Source organism: Cytobacillus sp. Hm23, from assembly GCF_051842895.1.
GTDB lineage: Bacteria > Bacillota > Bacilli > Bacillales > SM2101 > Nanhaiella.
The window spans coordinates 36,912-55,565 of record NZ_JBPXRQ010000028.1 but is presented as its reverse complement, the minus strand read 5'-3'; the positions used below and the strand labels follow the sequence as shown (position 1 = coordinate 55,565).

Annotated in this window: 11 protein-coding genes; 7 read left to right on the top strand and 4 right to left on the bottom strand. The window is 32.0% G+C overall.

Features of this window, described 5'->3' with window-relative positions; all coding sequences use genetic code 11:
- Positions 1-36: 36 nt before the first annotated feature.
- The 4 genes from ACSVDA_RS16815 to ACSVDA_RS16800 all read left to right on the top strand — a co-directional run bounded on the left by ACSVDA_RS16815 (position 37) and on the right by ACSVDA_RS16800 (position 9,190).
- Entirely contained in the window at positions 37-4,227 is a 4,191-nt protein-coding gene (locus tag ACSVDA_RS16815; protein ID WP_485884565.1) for a leucine-rich repeat domain-containing protein, read from the top strand.
- 179 nt (positions 4,228-4,406) lie between these two features.
- Positions 4,407-4,697, top strand: a complete 291-nt coding sequence (locus tag ACSVDA_RS16810) for a hypothetical protein (RefSeq protein ID WP_485884564.1) — start codon at positions 4,407-4,409, stop codon at positions 4,695-4,697.
- A gap of 223 nt (positions 4,698-4,920) precedes the next feature.
- Positions 4,921-8,052 carry an ATP-binding protein gene (locus ACSVDA_RS16805; protein ID WP_485884563.1) on the top strand — a complete coding sequence of 1,044 codons (3,132 nt, stop codon included), beginning with the start codon at positions 4,921-4,923 and terminating at the stop codon, positions 8,050-8,052.
- Positions 8,045-9,190 (top strand): response regulator, encoded by a 1,146-nt coding sequence (locus tag ACSVDA_RS16800; protein ID WP_485884562.1) that lies wholly within the window; start codon positions 8,045-8,047, stop codon positions 9,188-9,190. The genes ACSVDA_RS16805 and ACSVDA_RS16800 overlap by 8 nt, the downstream gene beginning before the upstream one ends.
- 223 nt (positions 9,191-9,413) lie before the next feature.
- Here ACSVDA_RS16800 and ACSVDA_RS16795 read toward each other — a convergent pair whose 3' ends face one another.
- The gene (locus tag ACSVDA_RS16795) at positions 9,414-9,545 is read right to left on the bottom strand and encodes a hypothetical protein (RefSeq protein WP_485884561.1); all 132 of its coding nucleotides are present in this window, start codon (positions 9,543-9,545) and stop codon (positions 9,414-9,416) included.
- Between the two features lie 900 nt (positions 9,546-10,445).
- On the opposite strand from ACSVDA_RS16795, the gene ACSVDA_RS16790 reads away from it, so the two are divergent.
- Both ACSVDA_RS16790 and ACSVDA_RS16785 read left to right on the top strand, forming a co-directional pair.
- A complete protein-coding gene (locus ACSVDA_RS16790) occupies positions 10,446-12,419 on the top strand; it encodes a S9 family peptidase (protein WP_485884560.1) in 1,974 nt (657 codons plus the stop codon).
- A gap of 857 nt (positions 12,420-13,276) precedes the next feature.
- Positions 13,277-14,050, top strand: a complete 774-nt coding sequence (locus ACSVDA_RS16785) for a GNAT family N-acetyltransferase (RefSeq protein ID WP_485884559.1) — start codon at positions 13,277-13,279, stop codon at positions 14,048-14,050.
- Between the two features lie 550 nt (positions 14,051-14,600).
- Here ACSVDA_RS16785 and ACSVDA_RS16780 read toward each other — a convergent pair.
- Positions 14,601-15,134: a hypothetical protein gene (locus ACSVDA_RS16780; protein WP_485884558.1), complete on the bottom strand. Its 534-nt coding sequence runs from the start codon at positions 15,132-15,134 to the stop codon at positions 14,601-14,603.
- Positions 15,131-15,460, bottom strand: coding sequence for a hypothetical protein (locus ACSVDA_RS16775; RefSeq protein WP_485884557.1), 330 nt, complete (start codon positions 15,458-15,460; stop codon positions 15,131-15,133). Before ACSVDA_RS16775 ends, ACSVDA_RS16780 begins: the two co-directional genes overlap by 4 nt.
- Positions 15,461-15,747: 287 nt before the next feature.
- On the opposite strand from ACSVDA_RS16775, the gene ACSVDA_RS16770 reads away from it, so the two are divergent.
- Positions 15,748-16,158 carry a DUF3888 domain-containing protein gene (locus ACSVDA_RS16770; protein ID WP_485884556.1) on the top strand — a complete coding sequence of 137 codons (411 nt, stop codon included), beginning with the start codon at positions 15,748-15,750 and terminating at the stop codon, positions 16,156-16,158.
- Between the two features lie 1,183 nt (positions 16,159-17,341).
- On the opposite strand, the gene ACSVDA_RS16765 is transcribed toward ACSVDA_RS16770, so the two are convergent.
- A protein-coding gene (locus ACSVDA_RS16765; RefSeq protein WP_485884555.1) for an IS3 family transposase occupies positions 17,342-18,495 on the bottom strand; the annotation gives its coding sequence in 2 pieces (ribosomal slippage) (positions 17,342-18,255 and positions 18,255-18,495; 1,155 coding nt in all).
- Positions 18,496-18,654: the final 159 nt, after the last annotated feature.

The following is an 18,654-nucleotide window of genomic DNA, read 5'->3' as shown; positions in this document are numbered from 1 at the left end:
TTGTATAATCAATAAAAGAGCGAAGGGTGAGGAAAAATGATTTCAACATTTATTAAGGTAATATCAATATTTTTGGCAGTTATATTACTTTATCAACCTTTTTTTTCAACATATGTATACGCTGATATACATAATGCAACAGCAAAAGTCGAAGAGCTAGAAAGTATAGTGGCTGAAGATTTAACAGATGAAGAAAAAATAGTGGCAGCAGAATTAGCCCTAGAGGAAGCTGAAATAGAGGTGTCGGCACTGGCTGATGGTATAGAAAAAGCTGACTTAGAACAAAGAGTTGGAGAGGCGCAAGAAACAATTGAAACAGCAAGAACAGCATTTGAAGAAGCTAATGCTGGGGAAGACGAATTATTAGATGCAACAGCAAAAGTCGAAGAGCTAGAAAGTATAGTGGCTGAAGATTTAACAGATGAAGAAAAAATAGTGGCAGCAGAATTAGCCCTAGAGGAAGCTGAAATAGAGGTGTCGGCACTGGCTGATGGTATAGAAAAAGCTGACTTAGAACAAAGAGTTGGAGAGGCGCAAGAAACAATTGAAACAGCAAGAACAGCATTTGAAGAAGCTAATGCTGGGGAAGACGAATTATCAGATGCAACAGCAAAAGTCGAAGAGCTAGAAAGTATAGTGGCTGAAGATTTAACAGATGAAGAAAAAATAGTGGCAGCAGAATTAGCCCTAGAGGAAGCTGAAATAGAGGTGTCGGCACTGGCTGATGGTATAGAAAAAGCTGACTTAGAACAAAGAGTTGGAGAGGCGCAAGAAACAATTGAAACAGCAAGAACAGTATTTGAAGAAGCAAATGCTGAGGGAGACGAATTATCAGATGCAACTGCCAAAGTCGAAGAGTTAGAAAGTGCAGTGGCTGAAGGTTTAACAAATGAAGAAAAAATAGCAGCAGCAGAATTAGCCTTAGAGGAAGCTGAAATAGAGGTGTCGGCACTGGCTGATGGTATAGAAAAAACTGACTTAGAACAAAGAGTTGGAGAGGCGCAAGAAACAATTGAAACAGCAAGAACAGCTTTTGGTGAAGCAACATTTGCCCCAATTATTAAAGATCCAAATTTAGAAAAAGCTATTAAGCGTGAACTAGAATTATCGGAAGATGATGTGTTAACAATTGATAACTTACAATCATTATATTATTTAGATGCCGAAGAGGAAGATATTAATAGTATTGAAGGTCTCGAACATGCTATTAATCTTTGGTATCTTGGATTATCTGAAAACAACATAGAAGATATAGCAGCCCTAGAAAATCTAACGAATCTAATGGAACTAGATTTAGAAAGCAATAACATAGAAGATATATCAGTCCTAGCAAATCTTATAAATCTAGAATACCTCTTATTAGAAAGCAATAACATAGAAGATATAACAGCTCTAGCAAATCTTATAAATCTAGAATACCTTGAATTACAAAACAATAACATAGAAGATATAACAGCCCTAGCAAATTTAACAAATCTATTTAGTCTTCGTTTATATAGCAATAACATAGAAGATATTTCTGCCTTAGCGAAATTGACAAATCTAACGTCCCTTCGTTTATTTAGTAACAACATAGAAGATATAACAGCTCTAACAAATCTAACGAATCTAAGGGTACTAAAATTAGAAAGCAATAACATAGAAGATATAACAGCTCTAACAAATCTAACGAATCTAATTGATCTAGATTTAGAAAGCAATAGCATAGAAGATATAACAGTCCTAGCAAACCTTATAAATCTAGAATACCTCTTATTAGAAAGCAATAACATAGAAGATATAACAGCCCTAGCAAATCTTATAAATCTAGAATACCTTGAATTAGATTACAATAAAGTAGAAGACATAACAGCTCTAACAAATCTAACGAATCTAAAAGAACTAGATTTAAATAACAATAACATAGGAGACATAACAGCTCTAACAAGTCTTATAAATCTAGAATACCTTGAATTAGATAATAATAACATAGAAGACATAACAGCTCTAACAAATCTAACGAATCTAAAAGAACTAGATTTAGATAGCAATAACATAGGAGACATAACAGCGCTATCAAATTTAGCGAATCTAACTTACCTTTGTATATATAGCAACAACATAAAAGACATATCATCCTTAGCGAATTTAACGAATCTAACGAAACTTCGTTTATTTAGTAACAACATAGAAAATATAACAGCCCTTTCGAATCTAATAAGTCTAAAACACCTTGAATTAGCTCAAAATAACATAGAAGACATAACAGCTATAACAAGCCTTATGAATCTAGAATATATTGATATAAGTAACAATTACTTCATCAGGGATAGAGAGGGTATTCTATATAATTTGAAAAATAATCCACCTCGTGAGATCTATGTCCAATATACACCAAATGCATATTTAGATGGTCTGGAAGTAAGTTCCGGTGATATTATTTTCGATTCTAAAACATATAATTACAACCTTATTGTAGATCATTTAGTTGAAACTATTGATTTGAAAACTACTCCTAGAATGAATAATTCATCAATAACTATAAATGAAGATGAAAGCACAACGAAGACGATTGAACTACCAGTAGGGGAAACAATAGTTTCTATCGTCGTCATAGCTGAAGGAGACATTATAAGAAAAGATTACAAACTTACTATCACGAGACAACAGGAATCGGGTACGACAACTCTAGGTCCAACACCAGAACCAACACCAGAACCAACACCAGAACCAACACCAGAACCAACACCAGAACCAACACCAGAACCAACACCAGAACCAACACTAGAACCAACACCAGAACCAACACCAGTCCAACATCCTAAGCCTAAACCAATATCACAAACTGAAAAAATGGTTGTGAATGTGGAAACAGGGGAAACGGGATATGGCGAGATTATTTCGACGACACCGATTATACGTACAACTGAAACGGACGGTACGGTGAAGGATGATGTCACATTAACTATAGAAAGCGCAAAAGTAACCGTAGAGCAGTTAGGTGATAAGGAAGATAAAACAGCACGTATTGTTATTCCAGATGAAAAAGATACTGTGTCAGAAGTGAATGTAGCCGTTCCAGTTGAGGCTGTATCAATCCTTCAAGAAGGAGAAACAAGCCTGGAAATTTATACGGATAATATTCGAATTCTCATTCCAAACCATTCGTTAATAAACTTTAAAAACGATTTATACTTCCATGTCATACCAATTAAAAAGGAAAATGAGCGTAAGAAAGTGGAAGAGCGCGCAAAAAAGGAAGAGGTTGTACAGGCTATTGCAAAGGGTGAATCTGTTAAAGTGCTAGGTAGACCGATGAAGATTGAAACGAATATGCAAAGCCGTCCAGTAACACTAACCCTTCCTCTTGAGGAGAACCTACCTACAAATGAGAGAGAACGTCAAGCTATATTAGACAACCTTGTCATATTTATTGAGCATAGTGACGGAACGAAAGAGCTTGTGCGAGGAGAGTTCGTAATCTATGAAAATGCCGATGAACTAGGTGTTCAATTCAATATTAATAAATTCAGTACATTTACGATGGTATATATGGAAGGCTGGAAAGAGCATATCGAAAATGGAGACCCTCAAAGTGGAACCCATACACCTTATATTTATGGATATGAAGATGGAACGTTCCGACCGAATGCATTTGTCACACGTGCGCAAATGGCAGTGATGCTATCAAGAAATCTAGGAATTGATTATAAAGAAGAACGTTCCCCATCTTATTCAGATGTTACAGAAACACATTGGGCTTTCAAAGAAATTGAAGTTGCAAAGCAAGAAGGTATTTTAATAGGTTATGATAATGGGCAATTTGGGGCAAACGACCATATTACACGAGCACAAATGGCAGCTGTTGTTGATCGTTGGTTACAAAAACAATGTCGAAATAATGCACAAGCATATGACTTCTGTGGAAAATCTGTTGAACGCACTGATTACACAGACGTAACTTTAAATCACTGGGCGTATGAAGAAATGAAACGTGTTAAATCATATGGTATCATGTCTGGATATGAAGATCATACTTTTAAGCCAGATGAAGAGCTTACCCGGGCCCAAGCAGTGAAAGTACTTAATCGACTATTTAAACGTGGTCCGTTAAGTGGTGTTGAGACACCAACATTTACAGATGTATCAGTTGATCATTGGGCATTCCATGAAATTGAAGAGGCAGCACAGGAGCATCGATGGATTTTGAGTGAAGAAGGAAACGAAGAATTACAAATATATAATTAATTGAAGATAAAGCACATCAGATATACTGATCCATCTATTGATAGATAATATTTTACAGTAGGCCCTCTTGGTTCAAGAGGGCCTCATGAAGGAGGGTATGAATTGTAAAAAATAGTTCGAATGTATTTACTACTTTTAATATTTTTTCTAAAAAATTAGAAGTAAAGGGAAGATCCGAATTGTTAGAAAACACATGTATTTTTGAGGTGAAGTATTTTGAAAATGAGCTTGAAGCAATTGAAAAGCTACGGGAATGGAAATTGATAAAAAAACACCATAGACGATGGATACGGTTCTATTATAAGGAAGGTACAGTTGAAGCATTATGTACAATTATTGGCCATACGAGAATTATAGGGGAAGAATTCATAATTATCCAATTAATGAATCTTGAAAAAAGATTTGTAGCGGTTAAAAATATGCAGGAAGACCAAATAATCTATAACAAGAAATTCATAAAAAAAATCTAGAATAGCTAGGAGAACAAAATGGTAATCTACTATTGAAATAAAGGGGTTATTGTATAAATGGCTAGTTGTAAATTCGCTTTACTTATTATGTAAGATCTTTTTCTTCAACTTAATAAAGGAAATAATTAAATGGTGTTTTTGTGAGAATATAGTGAGATCATTGTAGTATAGTGCAATATTGACGAAAAAATAATTGAAATAAATCGGGGACAAGGTGAACTAATTGGCAAATTTAACGAAGTCTAAATGGATTTTAATAGTATCTGGGATTATGACTATAGCCATAGTAGTCATGTATTATTCATCCCCTTTCATAGATAAATCTTCTCCACTGTCAGAGGATGGTGTGTTAAATTTATCCTTATGGGATTTTGAAAAAGATGGTTTGGTTAGGCTAAACGGAGAGTGGGAGCTTTACCCTAATCAATTGTTACTTCATGAGGATATCAATAATACTCTTGAATTTACATCTACACCTCAATACGTTCAAGTACCTGAAAACTGGATAAACTATGACTTGAACAACTATTCAATTGGTCCTTACGGAAAAGCTACTTTCCGATTAATTATTAATATTGACGGCGGAGATCACATCTTTGGAATTAAAACTGCTTCTATCCGTATGTCCAATCGCATTTTCATCAATGGAAAAGAAATTGGTTTTAGCGGAGATCCGAATAGAAAAAGTGAATATACACCAGCAAACACCCCATATGTTAAATATTTCACTTTAGAAAATGGTTTAAATGAAGTGATCGTCCATGTAGCAAATTACGATTTCTTATCGAGTGGGGGAATTGTTAATTCGATCTATTTTGGATACCAAGAAGATATTTCTAGCTTAAGAGACAAAGCATTAATGCATGATTGGGTTCAAAGTAGTTTATTTATTGTTGTTGGTCTTTTTTTTATTGGATTGTATTCTCAAAGGAAGAATGATTCATTTTTATTGTTCTTCTCAATCCATTGTTTATTTGCTGGATTATTTGTAGCTGTTCATGGCGAAAAGATTTGGTACCTACTGTTTCCAAACACTCCATACAATATCATATTAAGAATTCAGTTAATATCATTGCCTATTGCGAGCATTTTCTTATATTTATTTTTGTATAGTGCACTAAGAGAGGTAGTGTCAAAGAGAATCGTCTATGTTATGTGTACTTTTGGGGCTCTTGTTACTGTATATGTTATTCTTTTTCCTAATTACATATCTATAATATTTCATATATCATTAACCATTTTTTATATTTATACACAATTATATGCTACGTATGTTATGTTAAAAGCTGCTTTATTGAGTAAAGAGGGCGCAATCTATATGGTTTTTGCAGCGCTTGCGATGATTGTATACGTGGTTAAGTATTTGATGTCATTTTATTCAATCGGTTCTGAAAACAGTTGGTTATTTAAGTTTCCCGTGGACCCATTTGTTTTTCTGTTAATGTTTTCCTTATTAATATCCTTACAATTTTCAAATGCGTTCAAAAAAAATGAACAATTGTCAAAAGAGCTAATTAAAATGGATAAGGTAAAGGATGAGTTTTTAGCGAGAACCTCACATGAATTAAAAACACCGCTACATGGGATCATGAATATATCATCCTTTTTACTAGATACAAAAGAACCGAATCTTTCCACAAAACAACGTGAAAATCTTTCCTTAATTCATGACACAGCTATCAAACTATCTACTTTAGTAAATGATTTGGTTGATGTGACACGTTTGAAAAATGGAGAACTACATTTAATCATAAATAAATTAGATCTTCAAGTAACTACACAAATGGTTTTTAACGTACTGAATTTTGAAATCCAAGGTAAACAGTTACAATTAGTCAATAACATTCATAAATCAACATTTGTACACGCAGATGAAAACAGACTAAGGCAAGTTCTATATAATTTGATTCATAATGCCATCAAACACACTGAAAAAGGGAAAATTATCGTTTCTGCTAAATTAGTAGATCAAACTATATTTGTATATGTAGAAGATACAGGGGTTGGAATTCCAAAGGCAAAATATGAAGAAATCTTTGGTTATTTTGAACAGTTAGATAAGCTGTCTCTACAAGATGGTTATCAAAGTATGGGATTAGGTTTATATATTTGTAAACAACTCATCGAAAAAATGAGTGGTGATATATGGGTTGACTGGTCTGAAATTGGAATAGGGACGAGAATGGCTTTTACTTTGCCAGTAGCGCCTTGTACGGAGAAAGAGAAGGTGGAAAATTCTATTCAACAATCAAGCATACCTTCCAATTCTATCTTATTTTCACAAGGTGATTTTGATAGCGTAAAAGAACATGAAAATACAATTCTTATTGTAGATGATGAACGATCCAACATACAAATTTTATTTAATCTATTAACCAAACACAATTTTAATGTCATTAGTGCATTTTCTGCAAGGGATGCATTGAGAAAAATAGAGAAATATAAAACAATTGATTTAGCAATTATAGATGTGATGATGCCAGTCATGTCAGGTATTGAATTATGTAACAAAATTAGAAGAACGTATTCGTTACTGGAATTGCCTATTTTATTTGCAACAGTAAAGGATTTGCCAGAAGATATTGAATTAGGCTTTAAGGCTGGGGCAAATGATTATATAACGAAACCTTTTGATGGGAACACGATTTTGGCTAGAATACAGACGTTAATTTCGATGAAAAAATCAATGGAAGAAGCATTCAATAATGAACTAGCATTTTTACAAGCTCAGATTAAACCGCACTTCTTATATAATGCCATTAGTAATATCATCTCGTTTTGCTATACAGATGGACAAAAGGCAGCACATTTGTTAACGATGTTAAGTCAATATTTACGTATTATTTATAGTTCTGACCATAAAACAATGTTTGTTCCACTTCAACAGGAATTGGATTTAATAAATGCATATGTTGAGATTGAAAAAGCTAGATTTGAAAGGTTTGAATTCATTTGTGAAATTGACCGAGAATTAGACTCTTTTTACATTCCTTCATTATGTATTCAACCATTTGTGGAAAATGCGATACGACACGGACTTTTCGCAAAAGAAGGACAGGGTTATGTTTCATTAACCATAAAAGAAAACGGAAAATATATTTTAGTACAAATAGTAGATGATGGAGTTGGTATGACTAATGAAGTTCTTCAACAGTTTCATGCCGGAAAAATAAAGAGTGCAGGAATTGGCATGACTAACATTAAGAAGAGACTAGAAACAGTAAACGAAAGTAATCTTGAGGTTTATTCAAAAAAACATGAAGGAACAAGGATTAATTTTCAGTTGCCAAAATATTTAAGTGATGGGTTTAGGGCGGATGAAGTTTTCAGGAAAGAGGGGGACGATAATGCTTAAGGTTATGATAGTAGAGGATGAAAAACCTATTTTAGATTTGATGAATATAGTTATAAATCAAATTACTCATTTATCAATTGTTGGTAGTTTCACAAAACCTCATGAAGCTCTGAAACAGTTTCCTATTTTAAAGCCAGATGTTGTATTTCTTGATGTAGAGATGCCTAAAATGACAGGTATAGAGTTAGCTAAAAAAATGATCGACATAAATGAGGATATCCAAATAGTATGTACTACAGCACATGAACAATATGCCTTAGACGCTTTCAAAGTGTATGCAGTTGACTATTTGTTAAAACCAGTGACAGTACAAGATATTGAAAAAGTTATTTTTAGATTAAGAAAAATTAGGGGATACTTGACGAATCCTTCAAATAAAAAAATCTCAGGAAATGAAGAGCAGAAGCGATCAATGTTATGCTTAGGGACATTTGAAGTAAGAAATAATTCAGGAGATATAGTTAAATGGCCAACCAAAAAAACAGAAGAGCTGTTTGCTTACTTCCTTGTTAAACCAAATCAAATTATAGACAAATGGATTTTTACAGAGTTGTTATGGGGAGATATGGAGAATGACCGTGCAGTACACAATTTATATACAACGGTTTATCGACTAAAAAAAGTTCTCAAAGAAAAAAATATTTCCCTAAATGTTAAGCAAATGAATGAAGGCTACATGTTAAACATATCAACAGTTAACAGTGACTTAGATGATTTCCTTCATTATCATAGAGTTCATTCGCAAATTTCAGAACAAAATCTTATGGAAAGTGAACGAGCATTTAATCTATACAAAGGTCCTTTATTTGGAAGTAGAGATTATTTATGGAGCATTGGTCACCAAGAAGAATTGGTGCAGATGTATTGTTCTTTAACTTATCAATTGGCTGTTTATTATAATAATAATGGGAAGTTTAATGAAGCTGAGGAACGACTAAAAACATTTCTAGCCTTCCATCCTTTACATGAAAAAATAAATCTATTACTGTTAAATCTATATGCAAAGAATGACCACAATCGTTTGATTAAATATTTTGATCACTATGCTAGCTTATTAAAGCAGGAAATGGCAGTGGATCCACCATTAGAAGCTCAACTGATCATAGAAAAATTAAATAAAGATTATATAGCAAGATAATATCCATCATTATGTTACCTTTTTTGGTTTGTTAAATAACATTAAAAACTGTGAGTATTTTATTCAAATTTCAGTAATTACAAATACTAATTGTGATTACACACAAGTACTTACTATTATAATATTCTTCCAAATAGATCAAGAAGTATTTAAATGAAACATAATAGAAAGTAGGATGAATAAGAGCATGCCATTATTTGACATGCTCTAGTCCTATGTATAACTAAGGCTGAATACAAGGACCATTCGGACCAGCACAAATTGGTGGATTATGGTCAGCACTTGCAACTGATAAACCAGATCCAATTAAAGTTAAAGTTAATGCTGTACATACTAAAACTTTTTTAATTTTCATACCCAGAACACCTCCTGTTAATAATTACCTAAAATACATATTCTTCATAAAAAATGTAAATCCTTCTAGAATTTTGTATATTTTTCGGAAAAATTAAATTATTTTTATAGAACTCATTGATTATTGAGGTTACCATGACTGAAGAAATTCAGTCTTTTTTCGTTCTGATTAAAGGAGAAAAGGTCCACGAACTCTAGTTGTACATTCACATTAAACTTCGCCAATAAGGGGAACTATCGTATAATTGGAATTCAAAAGCAAATTTTAATTTGGAGCCTTAATAGTGATAATATAGTTCTGATATTCAGTAATACTTGTAAGTAGTAATTATCAATTTTTGATTATTCAAAAAATATAATCGTAAAAACAACTCTGACAAGTATATGTCAGAGTTCATTTGTTATGATCTATGTTAGTTAATCAATCCTTTTGAATTAACAAATTAGTCTTTTCGGGAAGTAATAGTCACCCGGTATTTAAAATGAAATTAATTTCATAAAATAGTTTATTGCTGTCCTAAATTAGTTTCAATAAGTGCTACAAACGTTAGCTACAATTAAATCAAAAACAGACTAGGTAAAAAACATTTATACTAATTTCTTATATATCATCATGATATTGAAGCACTTATAATTGAAAAACAGGGTGAAGAGGCTATGATTTTAGAATTAGTAAAGGTTGATTTTTCTAATTATAAATCGTTAGTTAAACAGGGACAGGCAGAGGCTTGACTGATGCAATATATTTTATATACGACTACAGTCATGCTGAAGCAAAAGGTCGAAATAGATAAAAACCTTTTGTGGGAGGATGGAAAAATTTTGATATAATTCTAAAAGCTATTGTCAAGATTAATGCTTAGAGCTTTGACAACACCAAAATAGATTAGGGGATATTATAATGAATATTAATGAAAAAACATATCTAAGTATAGAAGAGATTATTTCATTACCAACCTTATCAGGTATAAACTTAAGTGATGATGGTAAAAACGTAGCATTGGTTAAGAAGACAACTAACTGGAAAGACAATAATTATAGGAATCATATATGGATATATGAAAAAGATAAGGGGCAGTGTTATCCATTAACAACTAGTGATATAGATAGTACATCTCCATTGTGGTCTCCAGATTCTAGTTATATCGCATACCTTAGCCTCGTAGGAGAAGGGAATAATAAGAAAAACCAGATATTTGTTAAGTCAATAGATGGTAATAGTGAACTTCAAATTACTGATGAGAAAGAAGGGGTTAGTAAATTCAAATGGGAGCCTACTGGCGAGGGTTTTTATTACGTTGCACATTCAGAAGAATGTGATTCTATCAAGAAACGTAAGGAACTATATGGAGATTTCCATCATATAGGTAAGGAATACCAGAATAATTGTTTATATTACATTGAAATAGAAAAAGAGATTCAAAATGATAAAGATGAACTCAACAATCGTGTTGTTTATCAACTAACTGATGGTAAGGATTTTCATATCCATGAGTTTGATATTTCAAATGATGGGAAAAAGGCAGTTTTAATGACTACACCAAGCCCAAATTTGGGAGATTTTATAGATGGAGATCTATACATACTAGATATTAAACCTAGAGAGCTACAAAAGATGAATATAGATAAGTTATTGGGAGGGAGTGTTTGCTTTTCTCCTGATGGCAGCAAAATTTGTTACTCAGCAAGCATAAGAGAAAAGGATTACTATAAGACCCATATAAAAGATAGTACAATAGAGATATATGATATTAATAATGGGGAGCTAATTCAACCTTTAACTGATAATGATAGTACTGTTATTCCATTACGGTGGACTGCTAAAGGAATTTTAATTAGATGGCAAGATAGAACTAATTATCTTATTGGGTTGTTATCTGAGAATGGCACTGTGGAAATGTTAAGCGAAAAAATAGATAGTTTTATAATGGAAGCTTCTATAACAAGAGATGGAAATCATATATCCTATAATAAGGCTATTACAAATGAAAACTTTGAAATTTATTTAGACGATAAAAAAATAACGAATGAAAATAGCTTTTTCATAGGAAAGCTTAAAAGTAACAGGGAAATAATCTCATGGCAAAGTAGTGATGGTCTGGAGATAGAGGGAGTTTTATCAACCCCAGTAGAGTTTGACGTAAATAAAAAATATCCCTTGTTAGTGGTAATCCATGGAGGTCCGGCTTGGGCATCATTTCCAATATTTTCAGACTGTTTTAATGAGAAATATCCTATTGAACAGTTTATCGAAAAAGGTTTTATAGTTTTAGAACCGAACTACAGGGGAAGTTCTGGTTATGGTAATGAATTCTTAAAAGCAAACTATAGAAAATTGGGAATTGGTGACTACGATGATGTTATATCTGGGGTGGATACACTTATTGACAAAGGGATTGTAGATAAAGATAAAGTAGGAGTTATGGGATGGAGCAACGGGGGATATATATCAGCTTTCTGTTCCACATTTAGTAGTAGATTTAAAGCTATTTCAGTTGGAGGTGGAATTACTAACTGGAATACTCAATATGTAAATACAGATATACCTTATTTTTGTAGGATGTATTTAGGAAGTAATCCATGGAATGATCCAGAGATTTATACTAAAGCATCACCAATGACATATACTAAATCAGCCTGTACTCCCACTTTGATCCAACATGGAGAATTGGATGAAAGAGTTCCAACTCCAAATGCATATGAATTATATCAAGGGCTAAGGGAGATGGAAGTTGATACAGAGTTAATTATTTTTAAAGGAATGGCATATAGTTCTGACCAGCCAGGAATTCATATGGCTATTATGAAGCAAAATTTGATGTGGTTTTCCCACTATATTCTAGGAGAAAGTATGAAAGATTTTAGGATTTTATAATTAATAAATAGCTATCCTCACAGGATACATATAGATGAAACAGTCTTCATGAGGAGGCTGTTTTTTTAAGGTTCTATACGTAAACTGTTTGAAGATTCAACTTACCGTGTGAAAAGGGTGTTTTATTGTAGAAAGAAGTAGTAAAGTGATGATGGCTTAAGCTATTGATTTACACAAGAATGTTTGGTATAGTTTTCTTATTATGGAAAGGAGTGAGAGTTAACAATGACTAATTTAATGAGGATAACCTTGGGAATTAAATGTATTGCCTCTCACTCATGCGGATTTAGAAATTAAGCCTCCATGAAAAGGGGATGTTGTAAGCATGTTTTCGAAAAAGAACGTAATGTGAGTCACAAGGTTAAGTTATATAACCCTGTGGCTTTTTATTTTTGAATAATAAATTCTTATAATTTAATTTCCGGTTATTCCTCACAAAAGTTAGTCTAATAATTTATATTAGAATCGTTGGATGTGGACGTATTGTGAATATAAGATTGGATGAAAAGAATACCAAGATTTATGTGTAGGAGTTGATATAATGCTTACTATACAAAAAAGTACAGCCAAAGGAAGAGAATATATTACATAGCCTAATGCAGTTTTACAAATATGAGTTTAGTAAATATATTCCTACTATAATCTTAAAACAAGATGGTACTTATATACCATTTAGCGAAGTATTGGGCTAATCGTAACTTCCATGCTTACTTTATAAAATTAGAAGATAGCGTTTTGAAGATGGAAATTTAATACTAGTGGCGAATTCAAGACTTTTAATCTAGTCTAGAAAAATTATTGGACTGATTTGTCGGTCAATTTTTTTATGAAATAATATTAGGAAAGAAGGAATTTTAATGATTCATGAAGCAGATATCAATGTAAGAGAAAAGTTGTTTCCTATGTTTAAAGATATGGATAGTACCATGGTTCTTTCATGTCTTCAAGGTCATATGGGAACTGTTTGGGTTGATGACCTCGAAAATCCAACTACTGCACAAATTATGGTCGGTATTTTTGTATACTATGCTGGTAACCCATATTCAAAGGGGGCTGAGGAGCTACTTCACAATCTTCCTGAACATATCTATGTGATCGTAAATAATGAAGAATGGAAAAATCGTATAGAGACTGTTCATAAAGGAGTTTTGGATAAATTTCAACGATATAAATTCAACAAAAATCCTGAAGATCTAAATCGGAGTCACATACATGGTTATATATCAAAATTACCAGAAGGATATAGATTACAAAAAATAGATTCAACATTGGCAAAAGAACCATCCCTGCATGAAATTTCAGAGGATTTTACAAGTCAGTTTGATTCGATAGATGATTTTATAAATAGAGGTGTAGGGTATGCACTTTTATATGATGGACAAGTTGTATGTGGGGCATCATCATATAGTATTTACGATCATGGAATTGAAATTGAAGTTGCTACACATCCTTTGCATAGAAGAAAAGGTCTAGCATCAATAGCAGCATCTGCATTAATTTTAGATTGTCTTGACAACGGGGTTTACCCTAGTTGGGATGCAGCTAACATTGAATCTGCTAACTTAGCACAAAAACTTGGTTACATTTTGAAAGAGTCATATGATACGTATTATATTAATTATAAAAAATAAGCTTGTAGATCTCACTATGTAATTGTAGAACAACCAGACTAAATATTAGCCTGATTATAATCTTATTACATAATAAAAAGGCGCATTTCTGTAGTAAAATAGAAATGCGCTTTTTATCATAAACTTGTGTAATAGCTATTTATATTACTTAACAATAAAGATAATCACCATGGAATTTTAGTTAGTGTAATTATGTTAGTAAAGTACATAAGGGCTAGGTCATTTGAGTTTGACTAAAGTTACAAATATTGATGCTACATTAGTTAATATAATGGCTCAAGAAGTTTAAAACGGCTGTATTATTTGGAGACAATAAGGGCTTAAATTTATATGTTCCATTCATAAATAAACTATAAGTTGTTATTGTACTCTTAATTGTGTGTAGTTCCTGATATATCCATCAAAATAATTCCGAAAAACGTCATTCTCTCCATAGTAGATTCTTGAATCGAGTGTGAATTCTTTGAAGGAAAAAGAATCAGAAGTTTTTACTTTATGGTTAGTTCCACTTTGTACGCTAAGATAGTTAGTGTTCCATCCTACATCCTTTTCAAGAATTCCTTCTAAGCTGTGATAACTCTACCACTTCATATTTATCATTATGGAACATCCAATCATTTTTTAAATCTTGAGAAAGTAATACACCATCCGTATCCAGAATATAATGCTCAGAATCATAATCCATTGTATATTGTTTTAATAACGATTTAGTATCACCTACTGAGCTTTGCCCAATTACATGTTGATATCCATAAAGATAACCTATTTTATAAAAGTAATCATCCTGATCGTTATCGAATGAAAATGACATAAGATCATCTAATCTTTTTTTAGGGATTATTCTCCATTCCATATTTACAGTAATACGAAATTGATCAGAACTAATTTGCATAATTTCAGTTGTTAATACTTTATAGGTAGTTTCTACTTTCTTTTTTGCTGTTTTCTCTTTTTCTGCTTTAACTTCTTTTTCAAATTGGTCCTTAGTTAAATTTTCTTGTTGAATTCTTTTAATTATTGGTTTCTCTCGGGTTTCCTCATCGTTATCTGCATATTTCACTATTGTTTTTATGTATTGAATCATAGTTTCTTGTTTGCCGAGTCTAAAATTCTTTGATTCTTTAAAAAACCATCTGTTACATGATTGAGAATATAGCTATTACTAAAACCAATATTTTTGATCTTATTAAGTTCCTCGAGTGATATAAATACACCATTCTCATTCGTAAACCCTTCAGCGGTTAGCAGATTAGAAATATCCTTTTTCGCTTTGAAGCCGTTCATATTTTCCTTTTCTGCTGTTAATTTGTTTTCAATGTAGTCTTGATTATCTTTTATCTCTACGGTTATTAAACTCAAAATTAATAAAATAACCATTATTGTAGCAACAAACGATTTTGTTGGGAGCATAACTAATATTCCCTCCTTAGTTAAGTTCTTATCAGACCTCAGCTCATAATTGAAATGGATGCTTCCTAATAATTGGTTTTATAGGTTAATTATACCAAATTTTGAATTTAATCTAAGTGAGTTGTCACCTTTTGTCATTTGATATGCTAACTAATGTAGCTTAAGTTTAACCTACTACAAATTAGACACATTCGCTTTGGGTTTTTTCATAGAAATATTCCAAGGAATTCATATGTATATAAGGACTGGAATAGTAATAAAACAAACCTTTTAAAGGGGATGTTATCTTGTCCAACAATAAATTAATTTCTGTCGGAGTTATTTTCACATTCATTATATTGATAGCAGCAACTTATTTTAGTTATCATGAAAAATCTAAGGAAGTGGTTAATGATGTAGATATTAAAGATAATTTATTGGTAGATATTTTATCACTACATATTATAAGAGCAGTAAAAAATCAATATAAATTGGGAGATAGTAGTTCAATTGGTTTCAGTGTAAGCAAATTAGAGGTCTTTAAGAGGGAAGAAAAAGCTAATATACAATATGATGTGCTAACTAATGTTGAAGTTTATAAAAAACGTGATAATGGGCTTACAAGTTGGCATAAAGATACTTTAAAATATAGCATTAGTTTTGATCCGGAGTTAAAAATTGAATTAATAGATTATCAACAAGATGGCTGGGATGAATAATCAACGAATATGTATGGTAATGAATATGGTGGCTCGATTATAAATAGAACAATAGTAATAACGATAAATTACATGAACTAAGGTGGACGAGTCACAAGTAGTCTTTTCGTTATGCAAGCATTCAGGTTGAGAGACTTTTCTTGGACTTACCGTTAATAATAGATTGTTAGTTAATACAACTTTTAGTTATCTTTGTTGAGGTAATTGAAACGGTTTATATGGGCTATGTTTTGGTGGAAATAGAAAAACTGCTTAAACAATAAAGTAAATCCAAGCAAACAAAGAAATGATTAACGATATTATCATTTCGAACAAAAGAGATGAGAATGTTAAGACGTTTAAAGAATAACAAAATATAAGAACAAATGAAGTACTTATGAAGATAAATTTAACAGAAGATGCTTGAATAAACTTGAGGAATAATAAAGAAGGGACTACAAAAAAGAATATAAAATAGCCGAATAGAAATATTGGTATGGTTAAGTCTGTGAACAGAGGGTGCTCATTCACTTTATAATTTGGCCAAAATTTATGTAACAGTAAATATGATAATAAAGATGAAAAGAACATCCAAATATAGAATTTCATACAACTCCTCCTTAACTAATAATTATTGTTTTAACACATAAGGAAAATAATATAGGATTAAAAAGTTAAATCACAGCCTTTATGAATCAACAACAAGCATTCGAATCACCTAAAATTAATCACGATAAAATAGATCATGTCATACATAAGTAAGCAGTTGTACCAACTATATGGATGAAAAAGAGAGTAAAAATAATACAACCCCAAAATAAACAATTTTGGGGTTACTTAAACGTTTGCGGAGAAACGTATCCAGTATAAGTAAAAGTTCTTCATATTTTGAATGTCCTTATTATATAAACTATCTAGAAGCATGTAAAGCTTCATTTTAATGCTTAATTAAGTAATTTTTTTAATTATTTTCACTATACATATGCTTTGCTGATTTTATCATAAACATCCATAGAAGGTTACTACTAGCTAAAGGTTCTAGATTTTATATATAATATATCCACATCATGGAAATGAAAAAATGGATCTAAGTCAATATTTTGGACACAAAAAAGTTAAGTTTTGTGTTGTTTAGTTTATTAGGCTTTGATCTATAAATCATACTATTTTGACTTAGAACGAACCTTAATATTATGTACTAATTCTAAGCGACTACTCTTGCCATATCTTCTACAGATTGGGGTGTTCGGTAACCTAAACTACTGTGAATTCTTTTTCGGTTATACCAACCTTCAATAAACTTGAAGATAGCTAGATTGGCAGAATTAAAATCTAAATATTTCACATGGTTGACTTCTTCTTTTTTCAAAATTGCATGAAAAGACTCGATACAGGCGTTGTCATAAGGACAACCTTTTTTACTAAAGGATAGTGTCATGTGATTAGATTGAGCATAGGTTGTGAATTCTTCACTTGTGTACTGAGACCCCAGGTCTGTATGTAGAATAAGTCCTTCACCTGGATCTTGGGTAGTAATCGCATGTTCTAAAGCTTTGATCACTAAATTGGTTGTCATTGAACGTGAAAATGAATAGCCAACAATTTTTCTAGAGTGCAAATCCATGACAGAAGCTAAGTAACACCATCCATCTTTTAGGGTATGGATATAGGTTATATCTCCAACCCACTTTTCATTGATTGTTGTTGTAGAGAAGTCTTGGTTCAGAACGTTTTCTCTTTCAATCACCTGTTTATTACTTGAATATGGGCGAAACTTCTTCTTAATAATTGAACGAATATCAGCAGCTTTCATAAGCCTTTGAACACGTTTAATACTAACGTTATATCCCTCTTGTTTTAAGAGATACTGGATTTTAGGTGCACCATAACGTTCCTTGCTTTCTGAATGTATTTCTTTGATTCTTTTTGTCAGCTCTCTGTTTTCATATTCACGGTTTGATTCAATCGTTTGAAGAGATTGATAATACGTACTTCTAGAGATTCCTAAGGCATCACACATTGTTTGAACCGAATATTGACCTTTGTGTTCTTCTATTAAAATTGTAAGCTCAGATTGATCTACTTTTTTGCGAATATGGCCATAGCCTTTTTTAAGATCTCGTTTTCCTCTTGGAGACGTTGCATTTGCTTCTTCATTTTAATGAGATCATCAGGTGTAAAACTCTCACCATTATCTGTTTCTATAGGAGAAAATTTTTTAATCCATTTATAAATTGTTACTTCAGATACGCCATATTCTTCACTTAAATCTTTTACTGAGCTACCAGAACAATAAAGGTCTACAACCATTTTCTTGAAGTCATCATTGTATTTTTTGCCTGTATTTTTGTTTCCCATCCGGACACAACCTTTCTAAATACATTTTAAGTACTTAACGTTTTTGTGTCCATAAAACTATACTAACTCCAAAATCTTATAAGCTTGAAGGGAGAGTCGTGATTTTAGAACCATAAAACAAGTAGTGATTTTAATTTGGTGTTTATTTTACGTATTTAC